Here is a 23,629-nt window from a genome sequence, read left to right as displayed (position 1 = left end):
ACGCCATGGCGCTGGCGTATCTGTTCGCCAGCGAAGACGCCGACGTGGTCGGCATCGCCTCGACCGCGGGAAACGTTGGGGTGCATCAGGTTTGCCGGAACAACCTGGCGCTGTTGGAGCTGTGCGGCATCAGCGGTGTGCCGGTGTCCAAGGGTTCGGAGCAGCCGCTCAGTACGCCGCTGCGCACCGCTGAGGACACGCACGGGCCGGAGGGCCTTGGCTATGCCGAGCTGCCACCCACCGATCGTCAGCTCACCGGCCATGACGCCGCCGAGGCGTGGGTGCTCGCCGCACAGGCGTACCCCGGCGAATTGGTCGGCATCGCGACGGGGCCGCTGACCAATCTGGCGTTGGCGTTGCGCCTCGAACCGGCACTGCCCAAGCTGCTGCGCCGCCTGGTGATCATGGGTGGCGCGTTCGACTACCGCGGCAACACCACGCCGGTGGCGGAATGGAACGTCAGCGTCGATCCCGAGGCCGCCGCGGAGGTGTTCGCGGTGTGGGGTGCGGCGTGGGGGCTCCAGGCCCCGAAGCACATTCCAATCCTGTTGGGACTCAACCTGACCGAGAACATCGCGATGACGCCGGCCATCTTGAGCAGGCTGGCGGCGGAGGCGGGGTCGTCGTCTGTTCCGATGAGTGTGCTCGACGCGCGCGGCACCAGATCACCGGCATCCAATCCGTTGATCCGCGTGCTCGAGGACGCGATGCGGTTCTACTTCGAGTTCCACTTCGACCAGGGCGAAGGGTATCTCGCCCATCTGCACGATCCGCTTGCCGCCGCGGTGGCCCTGGATCCCGATCTGGTGCAGTGCCGCGCCGCCGCGGTCGACGTCGAGTTGACGGGCACGCTGACCCGCGGCATGACCATCGCGGACTGGAGCGGGCACTGGGGCAAACAGCCCAATGCGCTCGTCGGTGTCGAAGTCGAGCCGGCAGTGTTCTTCGACCGGTTCATTACGCGGGTGGGGGCATTCGCCCGGCGGCTGGGCTGAATCCACAGCCAAATACAGCTTGGTCGCAGGTCTTTCACAAGTTCGCCGTCGAAGATTCTCGGGAACGACGAATGGAGACGACGAGTGAAGCCGTTGAAGGTCATCGCCGGTCTGATCATTGCGGGTGGCGTCGCTGTCGGTGCGATGGGAACGGTAGGCGTCGGTGTGGCGTTCGCCGATTGGCCGCCGCCGGGCCCCGGTCATGACCGCGACCATCACGACTGGGGGCCGCCGCCACCGCCACCGCCGCCTGCCCAACCACCGGGCACGTGGAACGGTGGCTGGGAACCCGACGGCGGGTTCTGCTTGTTCGGCGCCTGCATCTAGCCTGCGCCGAAACAGCGGGGACTCAGTCGTCGGTGACGACGATCTTGACGTCGATGTTGCCCCGTGTCGCGTTCGAGTACGGGCACACCTGGTGCGCCTTCTCGGCGAGTTGCACCGCGGCGTCGTGGTCGAGATTGGGCAGGGTGATCTCCAGTTCGACCGCGAGACCGAAGCCGCCGGTGTCGAGTTGGCCGAGCGAAACCCGCGCTCCTACAGCTGAATCCGAGACGTCGGCCTTCTCCTGACGGCCGACCAGCCGCAGCGCGGAGTGGTAGCAGGCGGCGTAGCCGATGGCGAAGAGCTGCTCGGGGTTGGTGCCGTTACCGCTGCCACCCATCTCCTTCGGGATGGCGAGGTCGAGGTCGAGCCTGCCGTCCGAGGTGCGGCCGTGGCCGTCGCGGCCTTCGCCGGTGGCCAGCGCTTCGGCGGTGTAGAGGGTCTTCATGCGGATTCCTTTCGTAGCGATGCGTTGAGGGCATCGGTCAGGTGACGGACCGCATCGCGCAGGCCCGCGGCTTGTTCTTCTGTCATTCCGGTCGCGCCGAACAGCTGCTCCGGGATGCACTGCGCCTTGCGTTCGAGTCGACGCCCGGCGGGGGTGAGCGTCACATCGACCAGGCGTTCGTCCTCCGCCGATCTCTCGCGGCGGACGAAACCGTTGGCCTCCAACCGCTTCAGCAGCGGCGACAGCGTTCCCGAGTCGAGCTGCAGCCGTTCACCGAGTCTGCCGACGGTGACCCGGCCCTCCTCCCACAGCACAAGCAGCACCAGGTACTGCGGATAGGTCAGGTTCAGCTCGGTCAGGATCGGCCGGTATGCGGCCGTCATCGCCCGCGACGCCGAATACAAGGCGAAGCAGAGCTGTCGGTCGAGGGTCAGCATGGCCATGCCAGAACTGTAGCCCACAATTCAATTGTGCACAACTAAACTCTATGCCGAATCTATTCGTAGACCCCCTCGACGTACCATCGCCGCTGCCGATAGCACAGCAGCAGGGCTTGCGCCGGGTCCCCGTCCACCAGCACCTGTGCCCGCGCGGTACGGCCTGCCTTGGACTGCTCGGGATCCCACCACCGCTCGTCGACCGGCCATGGTCCCGCCCACCACGACAACCTGCCCTTCCTGCCGGGTGCACTCAGCCGCGACGGGTCGGCGGAGAACAAGCCGCGACCGGTCACCCGCACCTGGTTGCCGTCGGCGTCGAGCAATTCGACCGGATCGTCGAGCAGCACCGTCGGCGACGGTTCGGGAAGCTGACCGGGCCACGGTTGACTCGGATCGGCGCGCGGCACCGGCTCATCGCCCAGCGGGGTGAAGGTGATGCGCTCGGCGGGCCCGCGCCCGCCGGACAGCACCGGCACCTGCACCGCCTCGGGTCCGAGCAGGCCCTGCACCCGCACCAGCGCGCGGCGGGCGCGCAGCCGGTCCTCTTCACCAACGCCGCCCCACAGCGGCAGCTGCAGCGCCTCGGCCGAAACCACCTCCACCGGCCGGAGCCGGAGCAGCGTCACCGGAGCGGTCGGCCGGTCGTTCGGATTGCGCTTGTTCAGCCAGCCGTCCAGCTGCCAGCGCACCCGGTCGGCGGTGGCGTCCTCGGTCAGCGGTTCGGCGCATCGCCAAACCCGTTCCAGTTCTTGACCATTGGCGGTAACAGCGTGAATAGCCAGTCTGGTGCATCCGACGCCCGCGGCCTCGAGGCTGCGGTGCAGTGCGCTGGCCAGTGACCGGCCGGCGAACGCCGCCGCGTCGACACGGTCGATCGGCGGGTCGCAGTTCATCACCGCGTCGAGTTCCTCGGGCGGTTCGCGTCCCGACGGGCCACGGGTGGGCTCGCCACGGGCGAACCGGTGGGCGGCGACGGCGTCGGCGCCGAACCGGGACGCCACATCGCTTCGAGACAACGCGGCGAACTGACCGATGTTGCGGATCCCCATGCGCCACAACAGGTCTGCCAGGTCTTCCCGCCCCGGTGCGGCCAGGCTGGGTTCGGTGGCCAGTTGCCGGATCGACAGGGCGGACAGGAACAGCGCATCCTTGCCCGGTTCGATGATCCGGCCCGCCCGTGCGGCGAACACGGCAGTGGCCAACTGATCGGCGATGCCGACCTGACATTCGGCGCCCGCCGCGGCCACCGCATCGACAAGCCGCTCCGCGGCGGCTTCTTCAGAGCCGAAGTACCGCGCCGCGCCGCGGACGGACAACACCAGCAGGCCGGGCCGCAGCACCTCGGCCCGGGGCACCAGGTCGTCGACCGCGGCCGTCACGGCTTCGAAATGGCGGGCATCGCGCGCGGGATCGGCGGTGACGACATGCAGTTCCGGACACCGTGCCTGGGATTCCCTGCGGCGCAACCCCCGTCGCACCCCCGTCGCCCTGGCCGACGCCGAACAGGCGATCACCCGGTTGGCCAGGGTGACCGCGGCCGGCGCCGTCGCAGGAAGGTCCGCCGCGGCCAGCGCGGCGACGGCCGGCCAGTCCATGCACCACACGGCCAGCACACGCGAAGCAGACCGGGATGACACTCATCCGCCCACCGCACGCACGTGGCCGCCGAATGATCGGCCCGCGGCCCGCATGGCCAGCCGCACTCTGCTGATCCGGCCGAAACCGGGGCACCCGGATCCGGCGATCTCATATCCACAGACCCTGGCCTCCAGTCGAGTGGATGCGCCTTGCCAGTCCCCGCCGGTGACCAGCAGGGTGCACCCCTTCTGCCGCGCCCGTGCCACCACTGCCCGCGCCCGGCCCGCAGGCACCGACCGGCCGCCGAGGCCGAGCACCACCAGATCCATGCCGTCCATCAGCACGGCGGCCACCTCGACCGGATCGGCCCCCGGTTCGGGGATGACCGCGATCCTGCTCAGATCCGCGCCCATCTCGACCGCCGCCAGCAGACCCACGTCGGGTTGGCCGACGATCGCGGCGTGCCCGCCGTCCGCCGTCACCGCCGCCACCATGCTCAACGGCAGCGAGCGAGCACCCGACAACACCGCCACGGTGCCCCGGGGCAACGGTGTGGGAAGCAGTTCGGCCAGGGTTTCGGGTACCGGCAGCAAAGATTCCGAGTCCGGTAGCGGGTCGGTCGACGGCGCTGGCCCGCGACGCCCGGCGCCGACCTTGCCGGACACCGCTGCTATCTTGCGACGCAGGTGTTCCACCTGTTCAGCGCGGTCGAGCCGGCGCTGCTCCAGGCTCGTTGCCACTGTCACAGCAGCACCTCCTGCATCATCAGAATCATCCTGTTTTCGAATGTATGTTCGATGTCCCGAGTAAACACCCACCCACCGACACCGTCAAGCTGCCGGGACGGCGCTGAAAGCCTCCCATTGATCAATAGTGACATTGACAAATGTCATCAGTTGGTGCTGTACTCCAGCGATGCTCAATGACGAGCGCGGATCGCTCCGTTCCCGTGGTGCCGCAGCACTGGCCAGCCTGACCCTTCGGCAGATCGCCACCGTCATTCCCTCGGAGCCGGCATGGGGGATTTGGCTGTCTCGCCAGATCATTGCTGGCGTCATGGAGACCTGCGGTCCGTCGCTCGCAGGCACCCACGTCACCCCGGTCGACATCAGGACCTCCGACGGTCGCCGCGTCGTCGGTGAATGGGTGCACGGCGTTGGGGTGCCAAGCGATCGGACCGACGCCGCGATCTACTTCGTGCACGGCAGCGGCTACGTGTTGTGCTCGCCGCGCACCCATCGCCGACTGACCTCGTGGCTTTCCCGACTGACGGGTCTCCCGGTGTTCAGCATCGACTACCGCTTGGCGCCGAAATACCGATTCCCCACTGCCGCAGACGATGTCCGGTCAGGTTGGGATTGGCTCGTCGGCGACCACGGGCTGCCGCCCGAACGCATCGTGATCGCAGGCGACTCCGCGGGCGGGCACCTCACCGTCGACCTGCTGCTGCAGTCCGACGTGGCGCATCCGGCGGGCGCGGTGCTGCTCTCCCCTGTACTGGATCTGACGTTCACGCTCGCCCGCGCCCGCGAGCGGCTTCGTCGCGATCCGGCCATCCGCTCCCGCGACGCCCTCCGCCTACTCGAGTTGTACTGCGCTGACGTCGATTCCACCCATCCGCGGTTGAAGCTCGACGTCGCGACCGGTCGCACCCTGCCGCCGACGCTCATCCAGGCCGGTGGCGCAGAGATGCTGGCCGCCGATGCGATCGCACTCGCAGACCACATCCAGACCGCGGGCGGGCAGTGCGAGTTGCAGATCTGGCCCGACCAGGCACACGTCTTCCAAGCCCTGCCGCGCATCAGCCCCGAGGCCACCCCCGCGATGCGGCACATCGCCGGCTTCATCGCACACGTGCTACGCCAGCGCACCCTCGACCAGGCCACGGGGTGATCGGGATGTTCGGAGCGTCAAAGAAGCGCAGCCGCGACGCCGCGGCCGTCATCACCGGTGCGGGCAGCGGCATCGGCGCGGCGTTCGCCACCGAATTGGCTCACCGCGGCGGCCGGATCGTCTGCAGTGACGTCGACGAAAACGCCGCCCGCGCAACGGCTGACGCGATCATCGCCGACGGTGGACACGCCGCCGCCGTCCGCTGCGACGTGACCGAGATCGAAGACATGCACGGACTCGCCGCCAAGGCGCAGGCCTGGTTCGACGGCCCACCGACCCTCGTCATCAACAATGCGGGCGTCGGGGCGGGCGGCAAGGCGATCGGTGACGCGGATCTGGACGACTGGAACTGGGTCCTGAGCATCAATCTGTGGGGACCGATCCACGGCTGCCACGTATTCGCACCTATTCTGCGTGAGACAGGGTATGGCGGCATCATCAACGTCGCATCGGCCGCGGCGTTCGGTGCCGCACCAGGGATGGCCGCCTACAACGTCAGCAAGGCCGGCGTGCTGTCGCTGTCCGAGACGCTGGCCGCGGAGTTGAGCGGCACCGGCGTGCACGTAACCGTGTTGTGCCCGACGTTCGTCAAGACCAATATCGTCGAATCAGGCCGCATCACAGCGCAATCCGGTCAGCTCGCCGAGCGGCTGATGCGCTGGACCGGGTTCGCACCCGAGCGGGTGGCGCGGATGTGCCTGGACACACATGACCGTGGCGGCCTGTATTGCATGCCGCAGCCCGACGCCCGAATCGGCTGGGGCATCAAGCGTTTCACCCCGACGGTGTACACCCGCGCCGCCGGTTTGGCCAACCGCGTGACGACGTAGGAGGACCCATGATCGACATGGATGCGATGCTCGACAAGATCAAGGATCGCCAATGGGCCCTGGCCGACATCGACTGGGCCGCACCCGGTGCGGAGCTGATCACCGACGAGCAACGACCGCAGCTGAAGGCGTTCATGGCCGACCTGTGCTGGATCGAGAACATCGGCGCCCGCGGCTTCGCCGCACTCGCCAAGAAGGCGCCGACGCCGACGATCGCCGAGATCTACCGCTACTTCCACGCCGAGGAGCAGCGGCACGCCAACGCCGAACTGGCGCTGATGAAGCGCTGGGGCATGCTGTCCGACGGCGAGGTCCCCGAACCGAACGTCAACATCCGGCTGGCCATCGACTGGCTGGATCGCTGGGCCGACGACATGCCGCTGTCGCTGCTCGGGACCGTGATCCCGATGCTCGAAGTCGCACTCGACGGCGCGCTGCTGAAGTTCCTGCTCGACGAGGTCCACGATCCGGTGTGCCACCAGGTCTTCGAGAAGATCAACAACGACGAATCACGGCACCTCGTCGTCGATTTCGAAGTTCTCGACATGATCGGGCATGCCAAGATCCGACGACTGCTGATCGACTTCGTCGGCCACCACGCCACCCCCGGCCTCATCATCGGCGCCATCATGGGCGCCCCGCTGATCAACAGGATCCGCAACGAGATCACCGCCATGGGCATGGAACCCGAACGGCTCTACCGCGCCGTCAAGCGGTTCAAGGAGCTCGGCGACCGCGGCGAATACACCAGCCGGGTACCGACCTACCGGTTCCTGCGGCGCTACGCCGGGGTGGTCACCAACCCTCGCCATCCCTATCACCTGCTGGCCAATTCGATGGTGTGGCTGTCGGATCGGTATCCGCGGCCGCTGCTGCCGTCGGTACCGACCTGGGTCAAGGAAGTCACCCACGAGCCGGCGGCCTGACATGACCGCACCACACGACACCCTGATCGTCGGCGCCGGATTCACCGGCATCGGCGCGGCGATCAAGCTGATCCAGGCCGGTGTGGACGACGTTGTCATCGTCGACCGCAGCGACCGCGTCGGCGGCACCTGGCGTGACAACACCTATCCCGGTGCGGCATGCGATATTCCGTCGCTGCTGTATTCGTTCTCGTTCGTGCAGAACCCGGCGTGGTCACGCGCGTACTCCCCTGCCGAGGAGATCCGCCAGCACATCGAGGACATGGTCGACGCGCACGACCTGCGGCGTCGCATCCGGTTCGGTGTGGAGGTCACCGGCTTGGAGTTCGACGAGGCCGACGGCGTGTGGACGGTGCGGGCGAAAGGCAAGCGCTCCACTACTTTTCATGCTCGCACCGTCGTGCTGGCATCCGGCCCGCTGCCCGACCACGACTGGCCGGCCATCCGCGGTCTTTACACCTATCGGGGGCACAAGATCCACAGCGCCCGTTGGGATCACGACTACGACTTCGCCGGGAAGCGGGTCGCGGTCATCGGCACCGGCGCGAGCGCGGTGCAGATCATCCCCGAACTCGTCGAGAAGGCCGACTTCGTCAAGGTCTTCCAGCGCACACCCGGCTGGGTGCTGCCCCGCCTCGACACCGCCATGCCCACCGCCGCCCAGGCGTTGTTCGCGAAAGTGCCTGCGGCACAGGAGCTTGCCCGACAGGCATTGTTCTGGGGGCACGAGATCTCGGCGACCGCACTGGTGTGGGACACCCCGCTCACCGGTTTGGTGGCCCGGCTGGGCAAGGCGCACCTGCACCGTCAGGTCAAGGACCCGTGGTTGCGCCGCCAGCTGACACCGGATTTCACACCGGGGTGCAAACGGATGCTGGTGTCCAGCGACTATTACCCGGCGCTGCAACGGGACAACTGCAAACTCATCGACTGGCCGATCGCCACCATCAGTCCGGTCGGCATCCGCACCAGCGACGGGATCGAGCATCACCTCGACTGCATCGTCTTCGCCACCGGCTATGACGTGCACCTGACCGGCCCGCCGTACCCGGTCCTCGGCATCGGCGGACGCTCGCTGCGCGAGGAGTGGGCCACCGGGGCGCAGGCCTACAAGAGCATCAACGCCAACGGTTACCCCAACCTGTTCTTCATGACCGGACCCAATTCCGGTCCAGGGCACAACTCGCTGCTGGTGTACGTCGAGGGGCAGATCGACTACGCCGTCCGCGGCATCACCACGATCCTCGGCCGACACCTGCGCTACCTCGACGTGCGCGCCGACGTGCAGCGGCGCTACAACGAACGGATTCAGAAGCGGCTGACCAAGACGACGTGGATGTCGGGCTGCAGCAGCTGGTACCTGACGGCCGACGGTTTCAACGCGGCGATGTACCCGGGCTTTGCGACGCAGTATCTTCGTCAGATGCGGGACTTCCGGTACACCGATTACGCCGCGGTGGCATGACCGCCGGTCCGCGCCAGCAGCCTGGCGCGATCTCGACGGTGTTGAAGGGCCTGCGCCGCCGGGTTCAGCGTGGTTCGCGCGACGTCATCGAAACCGCCGTATCGCAGTTGTTCGACGCCGCGGTGCATCCGCACGGGGTGGCGGCGTCGGGCGAATACCGCATCGACGATCTGGCCCGGCTCGCGGGCACCACGACCCGCAACATCCGCGTCTACCGTGACCGGGGGCTGCTGCACCCGCCGCTGCGCGTCGGGCGGATCGCGTTGTTCAACGACACGCACCTGACCCGGCTGCGGCTGATCACGTCGCTGCTCGACCGCGGCTACAACATCGCCCACGTCCACGAGATGCTCAGCGCGTGGGAGCAGGGCAAGGACCTGGGTTCGGTGCTCGGGCTCGAGTCGGCGATCGCAGGCACCTGGGCGGCGGAGAAGCCGCAGACGATGCCGGTTTCCCAGGCGCGGCGGCTGATCAACGACGACGCCGCCTTCGATCGACTGGTCGGCTCGGGGCTGGTCCGCATCGAGAACGACGAGGCAATCGTGGTGCGGCCCAAGCTGATCGAGGCCTTCAACGACATCCGCGAATACGGGGTATCCATCGACAAGCTGATCGACATCCACGAGCAGGTGCTGCCACTGGTCGACCAGATCAGCGCGATCCTGGTGCAGGCGGGCGCCGAGCATGTGCAGGACAGGATCAAACCCGGCGTCGGGTTGCCCGACGACACCGAAGTCGCCGAGTTGATCACGATGCTGGTGCGGTTCCGCACGCAGGCGGTGGCGGCGGTCACCGCGACACTGGCGTCGTCGATCGAGTCGACGATCGAGGAACTGGTCAGCCAGATCCTCGCCGACTACGTGGCGGCCGACCCCGGCGAGCAGGACTCGCGCTAAAAAGTCACTCCCACTCGATGGTGCCGGGCGGCTTGCTGGTGATGTCCAGCACCACCCGGTTCACCTCGGGCACCTCGTTCGTGATGCGCGTCGAGATGCGTTCGAGCACCTCGTAAGGCACCCGCGTCCAGTCGGCGGTCATCGCGTCCTCACTGGACACCGGCCGCAACACGATCGGATGTCCGTAGGTGCGGCCGTCGCCCTGCACGCCGACGGACCGGATGTCGGCCAGCAGCACCACCGGGCACTGCCAGATCTGGTGGTCCAGCCCCGCCGACGTCAACTCCTCGCGGGCGATCGCGTCGGCGCGGCGCAGCGTATCGAGTCGGTCGGCAGTGACCTCACCGACGATCCGAATACCCAGCCCGGGTCCCGGAAATGGTTGGCGCGCAACGATTTCCTCCGGCAGGCCGAGCTCGCGGCCCACCGCGCGCACCTCGTCCTTGAACAGCAGCCGCAGCGGCTCGACGAGCTTGAACTTCAGGTCGTCCGGCAGGCCGCCGACATTGTGATGGCTCTTGATGTTGGCCGTGCCGGTGCCGCCGCCCGACTCGACCACATCCGGATACAGCGTGCCCTGCACCAGGAACTCGACCTCGCCGCCGCCGTCGCCGACGATGTCGCGCACCGCGCCTTCGAACGCACGGATGAACTGGCGCCCGATGATCTTGCGCTTGCCTTCCGGATTGGTGACCCCGGACAGCGCTTCGAGGAACTTATCGGCCACGTCGACGGTGACCAGGTTGGCCCCGGTGGCCGCGACGAAGTCGCGCTGCACCTGGGCGCGCTCACCGGCGCGCAGCAATCCGTGGTCGACGAACACACAGGTCAGCCGGTCACCGATGGCCCGCTGCACCAGCGCGGCGGCCACCGCGGAGTCCACCCCACCGGACAGTCCGCAGATCGCGCGTCCGTTGCCGATCTGGTTGCGGACCTGCTCGACCAGCGAGTCGGCGATGTTCGCGGGCGTCCAGGATGCGTCGATGCCGGCGAACTCGTGCAGGAACCGGCTCAGGATCTGCTGACCGTGCGGGGTGTGCATCACCTCGGGGTGGTACTGCACACCGGCCAGTCGACGGGCCCTGTTCTCGAACGCCGCCACCGGCGCGCCTGCGCTGGTGGCCACCACGTCGAACCCGTCGGGCGCGGCGGTCACCGCGTCGCCGTGGCTCATCCACACCGGCTGCCGCGCGGGCAGGTCCGAATGCAGTTGTCCGCCAGACACATTCAGCTCGGTGCGGCCGTATTCACTGGTGCCGGTCTTGGCGACCGTGCCGCCGAGCGCCTGCGCCATGGCCTGGAAGCCGTAGCAGATGCCGAACACCGGAACGCCGAGGTCGAACACGGCCGGGTTGAGTTGCGGCGCACCATCGGTGTACACGCTGGCGGGCCCGCCGGACAGCACGATGGCCTGCGGGTCCTTGTCCTTGATGTCCTCGACGCTGGCGGTGTGCGGGATGACCTCCGAGTACACCCGTGCCTCACGCACGCGGCGGGCGATCAGCTGGGCGTACTGGGCGCCGAAGTCGACCACCAGGACGGGGCGGGGCGATGCTGATTCCACTGGGTCAGTCTAGTTGGCGACGGCAGGCGCTACGGACGTGGCGACGCCAGCAGGTCGCGCGCCCGCAACGCCAGCCAGAACTCGGCGATGGCCGCCGTCTCGGAGATCGGGCGGCCGGTGATCTGCTCGATGCGCTGAATGCGGTACACCACGGTCTGCCGATGGACGTTCAGCGCCGCCGCCGTCTGCACCCAGGATCTGTCGCACCGCAAAAAGGTGTCCAACGTCTTGACCATCTCGGCGGAGTGTCGCGCGTCATAACCGATCAGCGGGCCGAGCACCCGGTCGACGACCACTTGCGCCTCGTCGGTGTCTCGCAGCACGGAGAACATCGTCGCGTCGGCGAACCGTGCAATGCGGTCGGGCGCCGTCTCGGCGACGCGCGCGGCCCATGTCGCCTCCCGCACCGCCGTCGGGGCGCGGCCCGGTCTGGCGAGCGGCTCGCTGATCCCCACCGTGGCCGCAGCGCCGAGTCGCTGGCGCAGCGCGGCCAACGACTGATCGGTGACGGGCATCAGCGCATACAGCAGGTCGCCGCGCCGCAGCAGCAGATGCGGCACGGATCGTCGACCGAGGTTGAGGTGCAGTTGCCGCTCACCGGCGGGCAGCACGCCGCCCGCCGCCACTATCGAACAGTCCGACGCCTTGAGCCCCCGCTCCGCCAGTTCCCGGTCGGCCTCCCGCGCGGTCATCCTGCCGTCGCACAGTTGGGCCATCACCTCAGCGCCGATGCGTCGTTCGTGTTCGAGTCGCACGTTCTGTTGCGCGAGCAGCACCGCCACCGCCGATGCGCGGTGCTGCAGGTGAACGAGATCGATTGCGGGACCGTGGAAGTCATAGGTGACAAGCACGGTCGGCTCCTCGTCCGGCACTTCGACCACCAGCGCCCGGGTGCCTTCGGCCGTGACGTGCAGAACGCCGGGCACCGCGCCTCGCCGTTCCGCGATTTCGTCGATGACGGCGCGACGCAACTGTCCGGGTACCGGTTTGGAGCCGTCGAGGGCCACCTCCCCGGTGGCCGCGTCGAGCACTGCCAGTCGGCAGGACAGGTCACGGCCCAACTGGCTGAACACGTTTGACCGCGTGGACTGGGTCACCGACTGCCGGATGACGTTGTACACGCGTTCGGTGGTGACGACCCGTCCACTGTCGGCGTCAGCGTCGGCCACCGCGCGCCCGATGGCGCCGAAGCCGATCGAGTACGGCACCACCATGACGGGGAAGCGCAACTGGTCGGCCAATGCGATCGCCGCCGGGGTGAGTTCGGGGGTGGCCGCGTCCAACCCGATCACCAGACCGCACATCCCCTTCTCCGCCAGGCCTCTGATCAACGCGGTCTGACCGCGGGCCGACTCGGGCAGCGTCTGCCCGTTCTTCATCAGCAACTCGCCGCCGGCCAGGTACGACCACGGCTCCTCGAGGTCGGAGGTCTGCGCCCATGAGACCGGTCGGTCCAAACCGGCGGCCCCGGCGCGCACCTGGACGCGCAGATGCGGGGTGTCGACCAGATCCGCGACGCGATAGACCATCAGCGCCTCCCGGGAAGTTCACGTCGCCGCAATGTGCGGTTACGTGGCTGTTGCGACTCGGTTCGCCACCGAAACCGCCTGTTCAGGTCGTATGCGCGACGGTTGATGGGATCGGAACCTCGGCACTGCACCGATCAACGTTAGATCATCATCTAACTTTCAGCACTTCCTCTGTACGAACATCTACTTCTGTTCGCGCGGCGACAAGCCCACAGTGATGCCTCAATACCACTGACCACGGGAGGCGCTATGGCCCAGCCGCTGGACACCCAACCAGCTTCAGACGACCGTCCGCCGCAGCTGCTGCGCGGCTTCAGCTTCCGATCGGCGCTGTCACTTGCGTTCGCCGACGTGTCACCGATCGCCGCGGTCTACGCGATCTTCACGCTCGGGCTGTTCGCCGCAGGGCCGAAGTTCTTCTGGGCCTTCCCGATCGTGCTCATCGGTCAGCTGCTGGTCGCGGCGGTGTTCGGCGAGCTGGCCTCGCGATGGCCGTACGCGGGCAGCGTCTACCAATGGTCGCGCCACGTCCGCGGTGCCAGCTGGGGCTGGGCCGCCGCATGGGCGTACATGTGGGGCCTGACGCTGGCCCTCGGCACGCTGTCGTACGCCGCCAGCGGCTTCCTGTTGCAGATCTTCGGGGTCGCGCAACCCGATCGTTGGCAGATCGCCGTGGTCGCCATCTGCATCATCGCCGCCAGCACGCTGATCAACATGATCGGCCGCCAGGGCCTGAAGATCGTTGTCGCGGTGAGCATTACGTGCGAGATCGTCGGGTCGCTCGGCCTCGGCACGATCTTGCTGCTGTTCTATCGAGAGAACCCGTTCTCGGTGCTGTTCTCCAGTGCGGGCATTCCCGGCGCCGAGGCGTGGACATCCGGTCCGATGCTGCTCGCGATCGCCTACGTCGGCTGGTCCTTCCTCGGGTTCGAGGCCGCAGGCTCAATCGCCGAGGAGGTCGACAAACCGGAACGCAATGTGCCCAAGGCGATCATCTTGGCGCTGCTGCTCGTCGGCCTGGTGGTGATGTTCTCCAGTGCGGCGCTGATCCTGTCCATCCCCAATCTCACCTCGGTGGTGCAGTCGCAGTCGGGCGACGTGGTGGCCGACACCCTGACCGCCCACCTCGGCGCGGGCATCACCAAACCACTGCTGGCCATGTTCGTGATCGGTTTCGTGTCAAGCTTTCTCGCGGTGCAGGCCGCGGTGTCGCGCTGCATCTGGGGCGCTGCGCGCGATCGCGCTCTGCCCGGTTCGAAGATTCTCGGCGGACTGGCAGGCCCCGAACGGCTGCCCGTCTACGCCATCGCGCTCACCGGGGTCGTCGCCGTCGTGTTCGTTCTGCTCGCGGGCACGAAGTTCTACAACGTGCTGGTGAACTTCAACATCATCGGGTTCTACATCGCGTTCGGTGTTCCGGTGATCGGTGCCGCGATCGCGCGGCTGACCGGCAAGTGGCGGCCGGGACCGTTCAACCTCGGCCGGTGGGGCGCGCCAGTGACGTATCTGGCCTCGTTGTGGATCATCTTCGAGACCGTCAACGTCGCCTGGCCGCGTACGCAGCCGGACCAGCCGTGGTACATCAACTGGGCCAGCGTGTTGACGACCGCGGCGCTCGCGGTGATCGGACTGGCCATCTTCCTGACGGTGCGCAACCGCATGGAGGATCCGATCGCCCATCGACTGGGCGCCGACGCTTCGTGACTCCCACCGCCATCGTCACCGGGTCGGCTTCCGGGATCGGGGCCGCCGTCACCGCAGCGCTGACGAACGACGGCTATACCGTGGCCGGTCTCGACATCGATTCGGCCGCAACGTATGTCGTCGACGTATCCGACGCGACCGCGGTGGCGCGCGTTGTCGACGAGATCGGGCCGGTCGACGCCGTCGTGTCCGCGGCAGGCCACTACGAGATGATCCCGATCGCGGACATCACCGGCCAGCAGCTGCACCGCATGCTGCGTGTCCACCTCGGCGGGCTGCGCAACATCACCCGCAGCGTGCTGCCGTCGATGCTCGACCGCGGCCGCGGCTCGATCGTCGCGATCGCGTCCGAGTTGGCGATCGGCGGCGGCGACGGTGACGCGCACTACGCGGCGGCCAAGGGCGCGATCATCGGATTGGTGCGTAGCCTCGCGGCCGAGGTCGCGGGTCGCGGTGTCCGCGTCAACGCTGTCGCACCGGGCCCCACCGACACCCCGCTGTTGGACGCCGACTCGCCGTGGCGCGCACCGGATTACCTGGCCACGATCCCCAACCGGCGGCTGACCAGACCCGACGAGATCGCCGAAGTCGTGCGATTCCTGCTGACTGACGACGCCGACTTCTTCGTCGGCGAAGTCCTCTCGCCCAACGGCGGGGCGGTGATCTGAGATGGCAGGCCCACAGCAAGGACGCATCGCGCTGGTCACCGGCGCCACCCAGGGGATCGGCGCGGCGATCGCGCGCAGACTGTCGCGCGACGGCGCCACCGTCGGCGTCAACGGGCTCACACACGATGAGCGGATGAGCGCCGTAGTCGCCGAAACCAGAGGTTTCCCAGCAGTCGGCGACATTTCGGACCCCGACGCGGTCAAGCGCCTCGTCGGCGCCGCCGAAACCACCCACGGACCGATCGACATCCTGGTGTGCAATGCCGCTTACATGACCATGGCGCCGTTCGTCGAGCACGACGAACAGGACTGGTGGAAGGTCATCGACACGAACCTCACCGGCACGGTCTACCTGATTCAGGCGGTGCTGGCAGGCATGCGCAGGACCGGTGGCGGCAACATCGTGATCATCGCCTCGGAATGGGGTGTCACCGGGTGGCCGGAATCCAGCGCCTATTCTGCCTCGAAGGCGGGACTGATCGCGTTGACGAAAACCCTTGGGCGAGAACTGGCTCCCGAGAACATCACCGTCAACGCTGTCGCGCCCGGGGTGATCGACACCCCGCAACTACAGGTGGACGCCGACAACGCGAAGGTGAGTTTGGCCGAGATGCACGAGGAATACAGCCGCGGCATACCGATCGGAAGGATCGGAAGGCCTGACGAAATCGCTTCTGCAGTAGCGCTGCTGGCGCGCAAAGACCTTGGCGCGTTGGTGGGCCAGACGATTCAGGTGAACGGCGGGACGACGAGGAGTCGAGTATGAGTGAACCGATCGGGCCGGTCGACGGCCGTGTGGTACCCCGGTACGCAGGGCTGACAACCTTCGGGCGGCTGCCGAGAATCGAGGACGTCGACAGCTATGACGTTGCCGTCGTGGGCATCCCGTTCGACGCCGGTGTCAGCTACCGGCCCGGCGCCCGCTTCGGCCCCTCCCACATTCGGCAGTGTTCCCGGGTGCTGCGGCCGTACAACCCGGCGTTGGACGTGTCCCCGTTCGCGAGCCAGCAAGTGGTCGACGCCGGCGATATCGCCTGCACGCCGTACGACATTGCGACCGCAGTACGCCAGATCGAAGAACATGCGTCGGCGCTCATCGACAGCGGCGCCAAGATCGTCAGCCTTGGCGGCGACCACACCATCGCCTACCCGCTGCTGCGCGCCCACCATCGCCGCTACGGGCCGGTGGCGTTGGTGCACTTCGACGCCCACCTCGACACCTGGGATACGTATTTCGACGCGCCGCTGACGCACGGCACACCGTTCCGGCGCGCCGCGGAGGAAGGCCTGTTCGTCGCGGGCCACAGCGCGCACGTCGGTATCCGCGGGGCGTTGTACACCCCCGACGACCTCGACGACGATGCGGAACTGGGCTTCACCATCGTGCACTGCTCGGCGTTCCAGAAACGCACCGTCGACGACGTCGTCGAGCAGCTGCGGGAGACCATCGGCGACCATCCGCTGTACGTGTCGATCGACATCGACGTGCTCGACCCTGCGCACGCCCCCGCTACCGGCACCCCCGAGATCGGCGGGCTGTCCAGTCGCGAATTGCTGGGGTTGGTACGTGGTTTCGAGGGGCTCAACCTCGTGGGCGCGGAGATCGTCGAGGTCGCGCCCGCCTATGACCACGCCGAGATCACCGGCATCGCCGCGGCGTACCTGGCATACGAGTTCGTGTCGCTGCTGGCGCAGAAATCCAGCCGATGAGCGTCCCGGCGACGCCGATCGCGTGGCCCAACGGTGCGCGCTGCGCGGTGTCGTTCAGCTTCGACGTCGACGCTGAATCGGCCATGCTCGGGGTGTCCACCACGCATGCCGCCAGGATGTCGGCGATCAGTCACCAGGCGTACGGGCCGCTCACCGGTGTGCCGCGGCTGCTCGACATCCTCGCCAGAAACAGTGTCACATCAACCTTTTTCGTGCCGGGCTACACCGCGCTGCGCTACCCGGAGGTGATCAAGGCGATCGTGGGCGCTGGCCATGAGGTCGCCCACCACGGCTATCTGCACGAAGCGATGTTCGGGCTGACGGAGGAGCAGGAGGCGGCGATCCTGGACCGCGGCCTCGAGGCGCTGGACACCGTCGCAGGTGTGCGGCCCACCGGTTACCGCGCGCCGATGTGGGAGCTGAACTGGCATTCACCGAAGTTGCTGCGGGACAGGGGATTCACCTACGACAGCAGCCTGATGGACACCGACCACCCCTATGAGCTCGCCGTCGACGGCGGCGGCCCGTTGGTCGAGATCCCGATTCAGTGGGCGCTCGACGACTGGGAACAGTACTGCTATGTGCCGGACTTCTCCGGATCGGGTTTGATCGAGAGTCCGGTCAAGGCCGTCGAGATGTGGAAGCTGGAGTTCGATGCGGTACGGGAGGCCGGCGCCTGCTTCGTGCTGACGAATCATCCGTTCCTGTCGGGGCGCCCGTCGCGGGCGAAGGCGCTGGAGGGCCTGATCTCCTACGTGTGCTCCCACGACGACGTCTGGGTCGCCAGCCTGGACCAAATCGCTGCGCACGTCCGCAGTCTCGGCCTGACCCCGCGCAGTGTCGACAAACCTGACGAACGGGACTTCTAGCACCGGCCCGAGATAGGGCATTCTTAGCGGCGTGAACGTGGACGCGATTCTGCAGACGGTCCCGCCGATTGCCATCTATCTCCTCGTCGGTGCCGTCATCGGCATCGAGAGCCTCGGCATCCCGCTGCCGGGAGAGATCGTGCTCGTCAGCGCCGCGCTGCTGGCGTCGCGCCACACCCTGGACATCAGCCCGGTCGCGGTGGGCGCGGCGGCCACGATCGGCGCGGTCGTCGGGGACACCATCGGCTACTCGATCGGCCACCGCTACGGCATGTCGCTGTTCGAACGGTTGGGCAACCGTTTCCCGAAACATTTCGGCACGGGTCACGTCGCCCTCGCCAAGCAGCTGTTTCACCGGTGGGGGGTGTGGGCGGTGTTCTTCGGGCGGTTCATCGCGCTGTTGCGCATCCTGGCTGGCCCGCTGGCGGGCGCGTTGAAGATGCGCTATCCGCGGTTTTTGGCCGCCAACGCCACCGGCGCGCTGTTCTGGGCCGGGGGCACCACCGCGGTGGTGTACTACCTGGGCCTGGCCGCCGAGAAGTGGCTGTCGCGGTTCTCGTGGATCGCGCTGGTGGTCGCGGTGCTCGTCGGCATCGGCATGACGCTGCTGCTACGCGAGCGCACCGCCAAGGCGATCGCCCATCTGGAGGACAAACACGACTGGGAGTCGCTGCGGCGGCACTAGGCCATCTTCTTGTGGTCCGGCAGGCCGCCGGTCGCCTCGAAGATCACCCGCTTACCGATCTCCACCGCGTGGTCGGCGAACCGTTCGTAGTACCTGCCGAGCAGCGCGACGTCGACAGCGGAGCAGACCCCGTCCTGCCACTTGCGATCGATCAACAGGGTGAACAGGTGCCGGTGCGCGGCGTCGACGGCATCGTCGTCCGCGCGCAGGGTGGCGGCAACGGCCGGATCCCGCGACTCGAGCACCTCCTTGGCCGTGCGCGCCAAATTGACTGCCCGCGAGCCCATTTCGGCGAAACTTGCCCGCACCTCGTCGGGTAGCGCGCATTCGGGATGACGCAGCCGCGAGATGCTCGCGACGTGCACCGCCAGCGCGCCCATCCGCTCGGTGTCCGCCCCGACGTGTATCGCGGTCAGGATGCTTCTCAAGTCGCCGGCGACCGGTTGCTGCAACGCGAGCAGTTTGAGCGCGGACGCCTCGGTCTGCCTGCTGAGCGCGACGATGCGTTCATGGTCGGCGATCACCTGCTCGGCGACCGACAGGTCAGCGCCGAGCAACGCCTGCGTCGCGCGTTCCATCGCGTCGGCGGCGAGCCCGCACATGTCGGCGACCCGGCTGCACAAGGCGGACAGTTCCTCGTGGTACATCGTCCGCATGTGGTCGCAGGTACCCCGCACACCCGGTCTGCAAACTCACGACACGGCGACCTTGGCGACCTCTTCGGCGATCAGAGACGCATGCGTGACGTACAGGCCGTGGCCCACCCCTGGCAGTTCGATCAGCGCCGCGTCGGGCAGCAACGCAGCGGTCTTGCGGCCGGTGATCTCGATCGGCGCGGAGGCGTCGGCATCGCCGTGGATGATCAGCGTGGGCACGTCGAACGGCGGCAACTCGGCACGGAAATCGGTCTCGGCGCCCAACCTCAGCGTGTCGACCAGCGTCTTGACCGGGGTGTCGATGATCTGCCTGGTGGTCCATTCGGTCATCCCCGCCGAAACGCCGGGATTCACACCGAAATAAGGGGGCGCGTTGTCCGCACACCACTGCGGCACGTCGCGGCGAAGCAGGTCCAGCGACGCCTCGAGGTGGGAGTTGTCGACGCCGTCGGGGTTGTCTGCGGTCTTCACCAGCAGCGGCAGGATCGGCGCGAGGAACACCGCACCCGAGATCCGGCTGTCGCCGTGCCGCGTGACGTACCGGACGATTTCGCTGCAGCCCATCGAATGTCCCACGAGCGTCACATCTTTGAGGTCGAGATGTTCGATGAGTTGCGCGAGATCGTCGGCGAGCAGGTCCATGCTCCAACCGCCGCCATGCCGGTCGGATCGGCCGTGACCGCGTCGGTCAAAGGTGACGCAACGGTGCCCCGCGTCGAGCAGAGCCGCGACGAGATAGGTCCACTGGTCAGAGTTCAGCGCCCAGGAGTGGGTGAAGACGACGCAAGGCCCGTCCCCCTGATCGGTGTAGAAGCACTCGGCGCGGTCGGCGGTCAGCATTCTCGGCATGTCCGAAATGCTGACCGCCCGATCGGCCCCGTGTCGATTACCTCGCGGGTAGTGACATCAATGCTGCTGCCGGGATCCGAACTGGTCGCGATTGTCGTTGCGGCCGTTCTGCTCGTGCTGCTGCCACGTCGGAGTGGCTGTCACCGTTTGGGTTTGGGTGGCCACCGACGTCTGCACCGTCGTCTGCACGTCCGTCTCGGTGTTGGTCACCGTGCTGGGCGCCACGGTCTCCGTCTCCGTCTGAACGGGCGCCGCTCCCCCACCGCCGCCGCCGCTGTTCGACGAGCCGCCGGACTGCTCGTGCTTGTCGTGGTGGCTGGCCGAGGACGTCGTTGTCGTCGTCGAGGTCGTCGATGTCGGCGCGGGCGTCCCGTGGGAGCTACACGCAACCGACAGCATGCCGACCGCGACGGCGGCGACACCGACGGAAAAGGATGCCCGCTTACGGATGTGGGCAGTGGTCAACGACAACGGAATCTCGCTTTCCTCGCAAACTCACGACAAGACAGCGAGATTCATACCTGCGCCCAGGTGACTGCCACCAGAATCACCGGTGCGGCTTTACGTAGAGCTTGCTGTCAGCCCGCTGAACTGACCGGCTGGATCGGCAACCGTCGCAGCGCCGCCGGTGCGTCGGCGGGCACCACCGGATGCTCCGGCGGGATCGGCGCCAGCCGCTTGTACGGTTGGCCCTGTTCCGGACGCTGGTCCGCCTCGCCCTTGTTCGGCCACAGCGACGCCGCCCGCTCGGCCTGCGCGGTGATCGAAAGAGACGGATTCACACCGAGATTCGCCGACACAGCGGCCCCGTCGTGCACCGACAGGGTCGGGTATCCATACACCCGCTGATACGGATCGATGACGCCGGTCTGCGGGGTGTCGCCGATCGCGGCCCCGCCGAGGAAGTGGGCGGTGAGCGGGATGTTGAACAACTCACCCCACGTGCCGCCCGCAACCCCGTCGATCTTCTCAGCGATCCGGCGGGTCACTTCGTTGCCAGCCGGGATCCACGACGGATTCGGCTGACCGTGGCCCTGCCTGCTGTCGAGTCGGCGGAAGCCGAACTTCGTGCGCCGAGTGAAAGTGGTGATGGAGTTGTCGAGGTGCTGCATCACCAGTGCGATCATCGTCCGCTCGCTCCAGCGTCGCGGGTTGAGCAACCGCAGCATGCCGCGCGGATCCTCACCGGCCTGCTGGAAGAACTGCTTCCAGCGCGGCACGTCTGAGCCCTCCGGTCCGTCCCCGTCGGTCATCAGGGTTTGCAGCAGTCCCATGGCATTTGAGCCCTTGCCGTACCGCACCGGTTCGACGTGCGTGTCCGACGTGGGATGGATCGACGAGGTGATCGCGACGCCGTGCGTGAGGTCCAAGTCGGGTGCGACGGTGAACCGGCCCGCGCCGACGATCGACTCCGAGTTGGTCCGCGTCAGCACGCCGAGCTTGTCGGACAGCCTCGGCAGCTTGCCCTTGTCGCGCATCTTGAACAGCAACTTCTGCGTGCCGTACGTCCCGGCGGCCAGCACCACATGCGTGGCGGTGTACGTGCGCCGCTTACGAGGCAGCAAGCCCGTTCGGGCGGTACGCACCTGCCACAATCCGTCGGAGGACTGCTCGAATCCGGTGACGGTCGTCAGCGGAATGACTTCTGCCCCAGCTCTTTCCGCCAGACCCAGGTAATTCTTCACCAACGTGTTCTTGGCGTTGTGCCGACACCCGGTCATGCACTCGCCGCATTCGATGCAGCCGGTGCGCGCCGGGCCTGCGCCGCCGAAGTACGGATCGGGGACTGTCTTGCCTGGCGTCTTCTGCCCGTCAGGGCCGAAGAACACCCCGACGGGCGTCGGCACGAACGTGTCGCCGACGCCCATGTCGTCGGCGACCTCTTTCATGACGCGGTCGGCGTCGGTGAACGTCGGGTTCTCCACCACGCCGAGCATGCGCTGAGCCTGGTCGTAGTGCGGCATCAACTCTGCGCGCCAGTCGGTGATGTTCTTCCACTGGGGATCGTTGAAGAACGGCTCCGGCGGCACGTACAAGGTGTTGGCGTAGTTCAGCGATCCGCCGCCGACGCCCGCGCCCGCCAGGATCATGACGTTGCGCAACAGGTGGATCCGCTGGATGCCGTACATGCCGAGCTTCGGCGCCCACAGGAACTTCCGCAGGTTCCACGAGGTCTTGGCGAAGTCTTCGTCGTTGAACCGGCGGCCCGCTTCGAGCACCCCGACGCGATAGCCCTTTTCTGTCAGGCGTAGCGCGGTGACACTCCCCCCGAACCCCGAACCAATGATCAGAACGTCATAGTCAGGTTTCATGCTCCCCAGTATGGACTTAGCGCTCGCCTAGTTCTAGACAGGGGGGCCTAATTTGTAAAGCGCGGTTTCTCGGCGAGCAGACACAGAAACGTACGAAACCGGCGCTGATTACACGTTTCTATGTCTGCTCGCGGAAGAGGTCAGCTGCCGACCGTCAGGCCGACCTTCTGAAACTCCTTGAGGTCGCAATATCCGGCCTTGGCCATCGACCGGCGCAGCCCGCCGACCAGGTTGAGCGAGCCGAACGGATCGTCGGACGGGCCGTTGAGCACCTGCTCCAGCGGCGCCCGCTCACCGATCGCCACCTGCAGCAGCGCGCCGCGGGGCAGCGACGGGTGGGCCGCCGCGGCAGGCCAGAACCAGCCGCCGCCGAGCGCTTCGGCGGCCGTCGACAGCGGCGTGCCAAGCACCACCGCGTCCGCGCCGCAGGCGATGGCCTTGGCCAGATCACCGGACGTGTGGATGTCCCCGTCGGCCAGCACATGCACGTAGCGGCCGCCGGTCTCGTCGAGGTATTCGCGGCGGGCGGCGGCCGCGTCGGCGATGGCCGTCGCCATCGGCACGCTGATGCCCAGCACCTCGTCGGTGGTCGTCACCCCGGACGTCGACCCATAGCCGACGATGACGCCCGCCGCGCCGGTGCGCATCAGGTGCAGCGCGGTGCGGTGGTCGAGCACACCGCCCGCGACCACCGGTATGTCCAACTCGGAGATGAAGGTCTTCAGGTTGAGCGGCTCACCGTCCTGCGCGACGCGCTCAGCCGAGATGATGGTGCCCTGGATGACCAACAGGTCGATGCCCGCCGCCACCAACGCCGGCGTCAGCGACTGCGCGTTCTGCGGGCTGACCCGAACGGCCGTGGTCACGCCCGCCTCGCGGATGCGCGCCACCGCAGCACCCAGCAGATCGGGATCCAGTGGCGCAGAATGCAATTGCTGCAACAGCCGAATCGCGGCCGAGGGTTCGGGCTCCTTCTCGGCGGCCTCGAGCACCTGCGCGATCTTCTCTTCGACGTCGGCGTGCCGACCGATCAGCCCCTCGCCGTTGAGCACGCCGAGGCCACCGCACCGCCCCAGTTCGATGGCGAATTCGACCGACACCAACGCGTCGGTCGGATGCGACATCACCGGGATCTCGAATCGGTATGCGTCCAACTGCCAGGCCGTCGACACGTCCTGACTGGACCGTGTCCGCCGGGACGGAACGATGTTGATGTCGTCGAGTTCGTAGGTGCGGCGGGCGGTTCTGCCCATGCCGATTTCAACCATGTCGCGCACGGTGGGGCTCC

At 67.4% G+C, this 23,629-nt stretch carries 24 protein-coding genes; 13 read left to right on the top strand and 11 right to left on the bottom strand.

Annotation, left to right across the window (positions count from 1 at the left end; all coding sequences use genetic code 11):
* The first annotated feature begins 5 nt into the window (after window positions 1-5).
* Both C1A30_RS11710 and C1A30_RS11705 read left to right on the top strand, forming a co-directional pair.
* The gene (locus C1A30_RS11710; protein WP_235010052.1) at window positions 6-995 is read left to right on the top strand and encodes a nucleoside hydrolase; all 990 of its coding nucleotides are present in this window, start codon (window positions 6-8) and stop codon (window positions 993-995) included.
* Between the two features lie 84 nt (window positions 996-1,079).
* On the top strand, window positions 1,080-1,322 hold the full coding sequence (locus C1A30_RS11705; RefSeq protein ID WP_101948488.1) for a hypothetical protein: 243 nt from the start codon (window positions 1,080-1,082) through the stop codon (window positions 1,320-1,322).
* A 22-nt stretch (window positions 1,323-1,344) separates the two neighbouring features.
* Here C1A30_RS11705 and C1A30_RS11700 read toward each other — a convergent pair whose 3' ends face one another.
* The 4 genes from C1A30_RS11700 to C1A30_RS11685 are packed head-to-tail and all read right to left on the bottom strand — an operon-like array spanning window position 1,345 to window position 4,531.
* A complete protein-coding gene (locus tag C1A30_RS11700; protein WP_101948487.1) occupies window positions 1,345-1,767 on the bottom strand; it encodes an organic hydroperoxide resistance protein in 423 nt (140 codons plus the stop codon).
* Window positions 1,764-2,210, bottom strand: a complete 447-nt coding sequence (locus tag C1A30_RS11695; protein WP_101948486.1) for a MarR family winged helix-turn-helix transcriptional regulator — start codon at window positions 2,208-2,210, stop codon at window positions 1,764-1,766. Before C1A30_RS11695 ends, C1A30_RS11700 begins: the two co-directional genes overlap by 4 nt.
* 53 nt (window positions 2,211-2,263) lie before the next feature.
* Window positions 2,264-3,802 carry a DNA polymerase Y family protein gene (locus tag C1A30_RS11690; protein WP_101950137.1) on the bottom strand — a complete coding sequence of 513 codons (1,539 nt, stop codon included), beginning with the start codon at window positions 3,800-3,802 and terminating at the stop codon, window positions 2,264-2,266.
* A gap of 42 nt (window positions 3,803-3,844) precedes the next feature.
* A complete protein-coding gene (locus tag C1A30_RS11685) occupies window positions 3,845-4,531 on the bottom strand; it encodes a hypothetical protein (protein WP_101948485.1) in 687 nt (228 codons plus the stop codon).
* Between the two features lie 169 nt (window positions 4,532-4,700).
* On the opposite strand from C1A30_RS11685, the gene C1A30_RS11680 reads away from it, so the two are divergent.
* Genes C1A30_RS11680 through C1A30_RS11660 form a run of 5 tightly spaced genes read left to right on the top strand, consistent with a single transcriptional unit; the run spans window position 4,701 to window position 9,795 of the window.
* Complete coding sequence (locus C1A30_RS11680) at window positions 4,701-5,678, top strand: alpha/beta hydrolase (RefSeq protein WP_101948484.1); 978 nt, start codon at window positions 4,701-4,703, stop codon at window positions 5,676-5,678.
* Between the two features lie 5 nt (window positions 5,679-5,683).
* On the top strand, window positions 5,684-6,508 hold the full coding sequence (locus C1A30_RS11675) for an SDR family NAD(P)-dependent oxidoreductase (RefSeq protein WP_101950136.1): 825 nt from the start codon (window positions 5,684-5,686) through the stop codon (window positions 6,506-6,508).
* Window positions 6,509-6,516: 8 nt separating this feature from the next.
* Window positions 6,517-7,434, top strand: coding sequence for a reductase (locus C1A30_RS11670; protein WP_101948483.1), 918 nt, complete (start codon window positions 6,517-6,519; stop codon window positions 7,432-7,434).
* 1 nt (window position 7,435) lies between these two features.
* A complete protein-coding gene (locus C1A30_RS11665; protein WP_101948482.1) occupies window positions 7,436-8,899 on the top strand; it encodes an NAD(P)/FAD-dependent oxidoreductase in 1,464 nt (487 codons plus the stop codon).
* On the top strand, window positions 8,896-9,795 hold the full coding sequence (locus C1A30_RS11660) for a MerR family transcriptional regulator (protein WP_101948481.1): 900 nt from the start codon (window positions 8,896-8,898) through the stop codon (window positions 9,793-9,795). The genes C1A30_RS11665 and C1A30_RS11660 overlap by 4 nt, the downstream gene beginning before the upstream one ends.
* 4 nt (window positions 9,796-9,799) lie before the next feature.
* Here the strand turns inward: C1A30_RS11660 and guaA are convergent, their stop codons facing one another.
* On the bottom strand, window positions 9,800-11,359 hold the full coding sequence (gene guaA, locus C1A30_RS11655; protein ID WP_101948480.1) for a glutamine-hydrolyzing GMP synthase: 1,560 nt from the start codon (window positions 11,357-11,359) through the stop codon (window positions 9,800-9,802).
* A 29-nt stretch (window positions 11,360-11,388) separates the two neighbouring features.
* The gene (locus C1A30_RS11650; RefSeq protein WP_101948479.1) at window positions 11,389-12,888 is read right to left on the bottom strand and encodes a PucR family transcriptional regulator; all 1,500 of its coding nucleotides are present in this window, start codon (window positions 12,886-12,888) and stop codon (window positions 11,389-11,391) included.
* A 249-nt stretch (window positions 12,889-13,137) separates the two neighbouring features.
* Here C1A30_RS11650 and C1A30_RS36040 point away from each other — a divergent pair, with 249 nt between their 5' ends.
* Genes C1A30_RS36040 through C1A30_RS11625 form a run of 6 tightly spaced genes read left to right on the top strand, consistent with a single transcriptional unit; the run spans window position 13,138 to window position 18,524 of the window.
* Window positions 13,138-14,592, top strand: coding sequence for an amino acid permease (locus C1A30_RS36040; protein ID WP_235009831.1), 1,455 nt, complete (start codon window positions 13,138-13,140; stop codon window positions 14,590-14,592).
* Entirely contained in the window at window positions 14,589-15,260 is a 672-nt protein-coding gene (locus C1A30_RS36035; RefSeq protein WP_235009830.1) for an SDR family NAD(P)-dependent oxidoreductase, read from the top strand. The genes C1A30_RS36040 and C1A30_RS36035 overlap by 4 nt, the downstream gene beginning before the upstream one ends.
* 1 nt (window position 15,261) lies before the next feature.
* Window positions 15,262-16,026 carry an SDR family NAD(P)-dependent oxidoreductase gene (locus C1A30_RS11640; protein WP_101948478.1) on the top strand — a complete coding sequence of 255 codons (765 nt, stop codon included), beginning with the start codon at window positions 15,262-15,264 and terminating at the stop codon, window positions 16,024-16,026.
* Complete coding sequence (speB, locus tag C1A30_RS11635) at window positions 16,023-16,970, top strand: agmatinase (RefSeq protein ID WP_101948477.1); 948 nt, start codon at window positions 16,023-16,025, stop codon at window positions 16,968-16,970. The genes C1A30_RS11640 and speB overlap by 4 nt, the downstream gene beginning before the upstream one ends.
* Window positions 16,967-17,839 carry a polysaccharide deacetylase gene (locus tag C1A30_RS11630; protein ID WP_101948476.1) on the top strand — a complete coding sequence of 291 codons (873 nt, stop codon included), beginning with the start codon at window positions 16,967-16,969 and terminating at the stop codon, window positions 17,837-17,839. Before speB ends, C1A30_RS11630 begins: the two co-directional genes overlap by 4 nt.
* Window positions 17,840-17,870: 31 nt before the next feature.
* A complete protein-coding gene (locus C1A30_RS11625) occupies window positions 17,871-18,524 on the top strand; it encodes a DedA family protein (protein WP_101948475.1) in 654 nt (217 codons plus the stop codon).
* Here the strand turns inward: C1A30_RS11625 and phoU are convergent.
* The 5 genes from phoU to C1A30_RS11600 form a co-directional block, all read right to left on the bottom strand.
* Window positions 18,521-19,180, bottom strand: coding sequence for a phosphate signaling complex protein PhoU (gene phoU / locus C1A30_RS11620; protein WP_101948474.1), 660 nt, complete (start codon window positions 19,178-19,180; stop codon window positions 18,521-18,523). The genes C1A30_RS11625 and phoU overlap by 4 nt on opposite strands.
* Before the next feature lie 36 nt (window positions 19,181-19,216).
* Window positions 19,217-20,029 (bottom strand): alpha/beta fold hydrolase, encoded by an 813-nt coding sequence (locus tag C1A30_RS11615; RefSeq protein WP_101948473.1) that lies wholly within the window; start codon window positions 20,027-20,029, stop codon window positions 19,217-19,219.
* Window positions 20,030-20,086: 57 nt separating this feature from the next.
* On the bottom strand, window positions 20,087-20,500 hold the full coding sequence (locus tag C1A30_RS11610) for a hypothetical protein (protein WP_101948472.1): 414 nt from the start codon (window positions 20,498-20,500) through the stop codon (window positions 20,087-20,089).
* Between the two features lie 107 nt (window positions 20,501-20,607).
* A complete protein-coding gene (locus C1A30_RS11605; protein WP_101948471.1) occupies window positions 20,608-22,341 on the bottom strand; it encodes a GMC oxidoreductase in 1,734 nt (577 codons plus the stop codon).
* Between the two features lie 140 nt (window positions 22,342-22,481).
* Window positions 22,482-23,609: a GuaB3 family IMP dehydrogenase-related protein gene (locus tag C1A30_RS11600; protein ID WP_200828240.1), complete on the bottom strand. Its 1,128-nt coding sequence runs from the start codon at window positions 23,607-23,609 to the stop codon at window positions 22,482-22,484.
* Window positions 23,610-23,629: the final 20 nt, after the last annotated feature.

Origin of the sequence: Mycobacterium sp. 3519A, from assembly GCF_900240945.1 — a bacterium.
Taxonomy (GTDB): Bacteria; Actinomycetota; Actinomycetes; order Mycobacteriales; family Mycobacteriaceae; genus Mycobacterium.
Note: the sequence above shows the minus strand (reverse complement) of the source record. Positions and strands in the feature narration are given on the sequence as shown.

Coding starts and splice junctions, on each gene's coding strand:
- C1A30_RS11710 (WP_235010052.1), top strand. CDS start 6: ATGGCGCTGGCGTATCTGTTCGCCAGCGAAGACGCCGACGTGGTCGGC.
- C1A30_RS11700 (WP_101948487.1), bottom strand. CDS start 1,767: ATGAAGACCCTCTACACCGCCGAAGCGCTGGCCACCGGCGAAGGCCGC.
- C1A30_RS11695 (WP_101948486.1), bottom strand. CDS start 2,210: ATGGCCATGCTGACCCTCGACCGACAGCTCTGCTTCGCCTTGTATTCG.
- C1A30_RS11690 (WP_101950137.1), bottom strand. CDS start 3,802: ATGGACTGGCCGGCCGTCGCCGCGCTGGCCGCGGCGGACCTTCCTGCG.
- C1A30_RS11680 (WP_101948484.1), top strand. CDS start 4,701: ATGCTCAATGACGAGCGCGGATCGCTCCGTTCCCGTGGTGCCGCAGCA.
- C1A30_RS11675 (WP_101950136.1), top strand. CDS start 5,684: ATGTTCGGAGCGTCAAAGAAGCGCAGCCGCGACGCCGCGGCCGTCATC.
- C1A30_RS11670 (WP_101948483.1), top strand. CDS start 6,517: ATGATCGACATGGATGCGATGCTCGACAAGATCAAGGATCGCCAATGG.
- C1A30_RS11665 (WP_101948482.1), top strand. CDS start 7,436: ATGACCGCACCACACGACACCCTGATCGTCGGCGCCGGATTCACCGGC.
- C1A30_RS11660 (WP_101948481.1), top strand. CDS start 8,896: ATGACCGCCGGTCCGCGCCAGCAGCCTGGCGCGATCTCGACGGTGTTG.
- C1A30_RS11650 (WP_101948479.1), bottom strand. CDS start 12,888: ATGGTCTATCGCGTCGCGGATCTGGTCGACACCCCGCATCTGCGCGTC.
- C1A30_RS36040 (WP_235009831.1), top strand. CDS start 13,138: ATGGCCCAGCCGCTGGACACCCAACCAGCTTCAGACGACCGTCCGCCG.
- C1A30_RS11640 (WP_101948478.1), top strand. CDS start 15,262: ATGGCAGGCCCACAGCAAGGACGCATCGCGCTGGTCACCGGCGCCACC.
- speB (WP_101948477.1), top strand. CDS start 16,023: ATGAGTGAACCGATCGGGCCGGTCGACGGCCGTGTGGTACCCCGGTAC.
- C1A30_RS11630 (WP_101948476.1), top strand. CDS start 16,967: ATGAGCGTCCCGGCGACGCCGATCGCGTGGCCCAACGGTGCGCGCTGC.
- phoU (WP_101948474.1), bottom strand. CDS start 19,180: ATGCGGACGATGTACCACGAGGAACTGTCCGCCTTGTGCAGCCGGGTC.
- C1A30_RS11615 (WP_101948473.1), bottom strand. CDS start 20,029: ATGCCGAGAATGCTGACCGCCGACCGCGCCGAGTGCTTCTACACCGAT.
- C1A30_RS11605 (WP_101948471.1), bottom strand. CDS start 22,341: ATGAAACCTGACTATGACGTTCTGATCATTGGTTCGGGGTTCGGGGGG.
- C1A30_RS11600 (WP_200828240.1), bottom strand. CDS start 23,609: ATGGTTGAAATCGGCATGGGCAGAACCGCCCGCCGCACCTACGAACTC.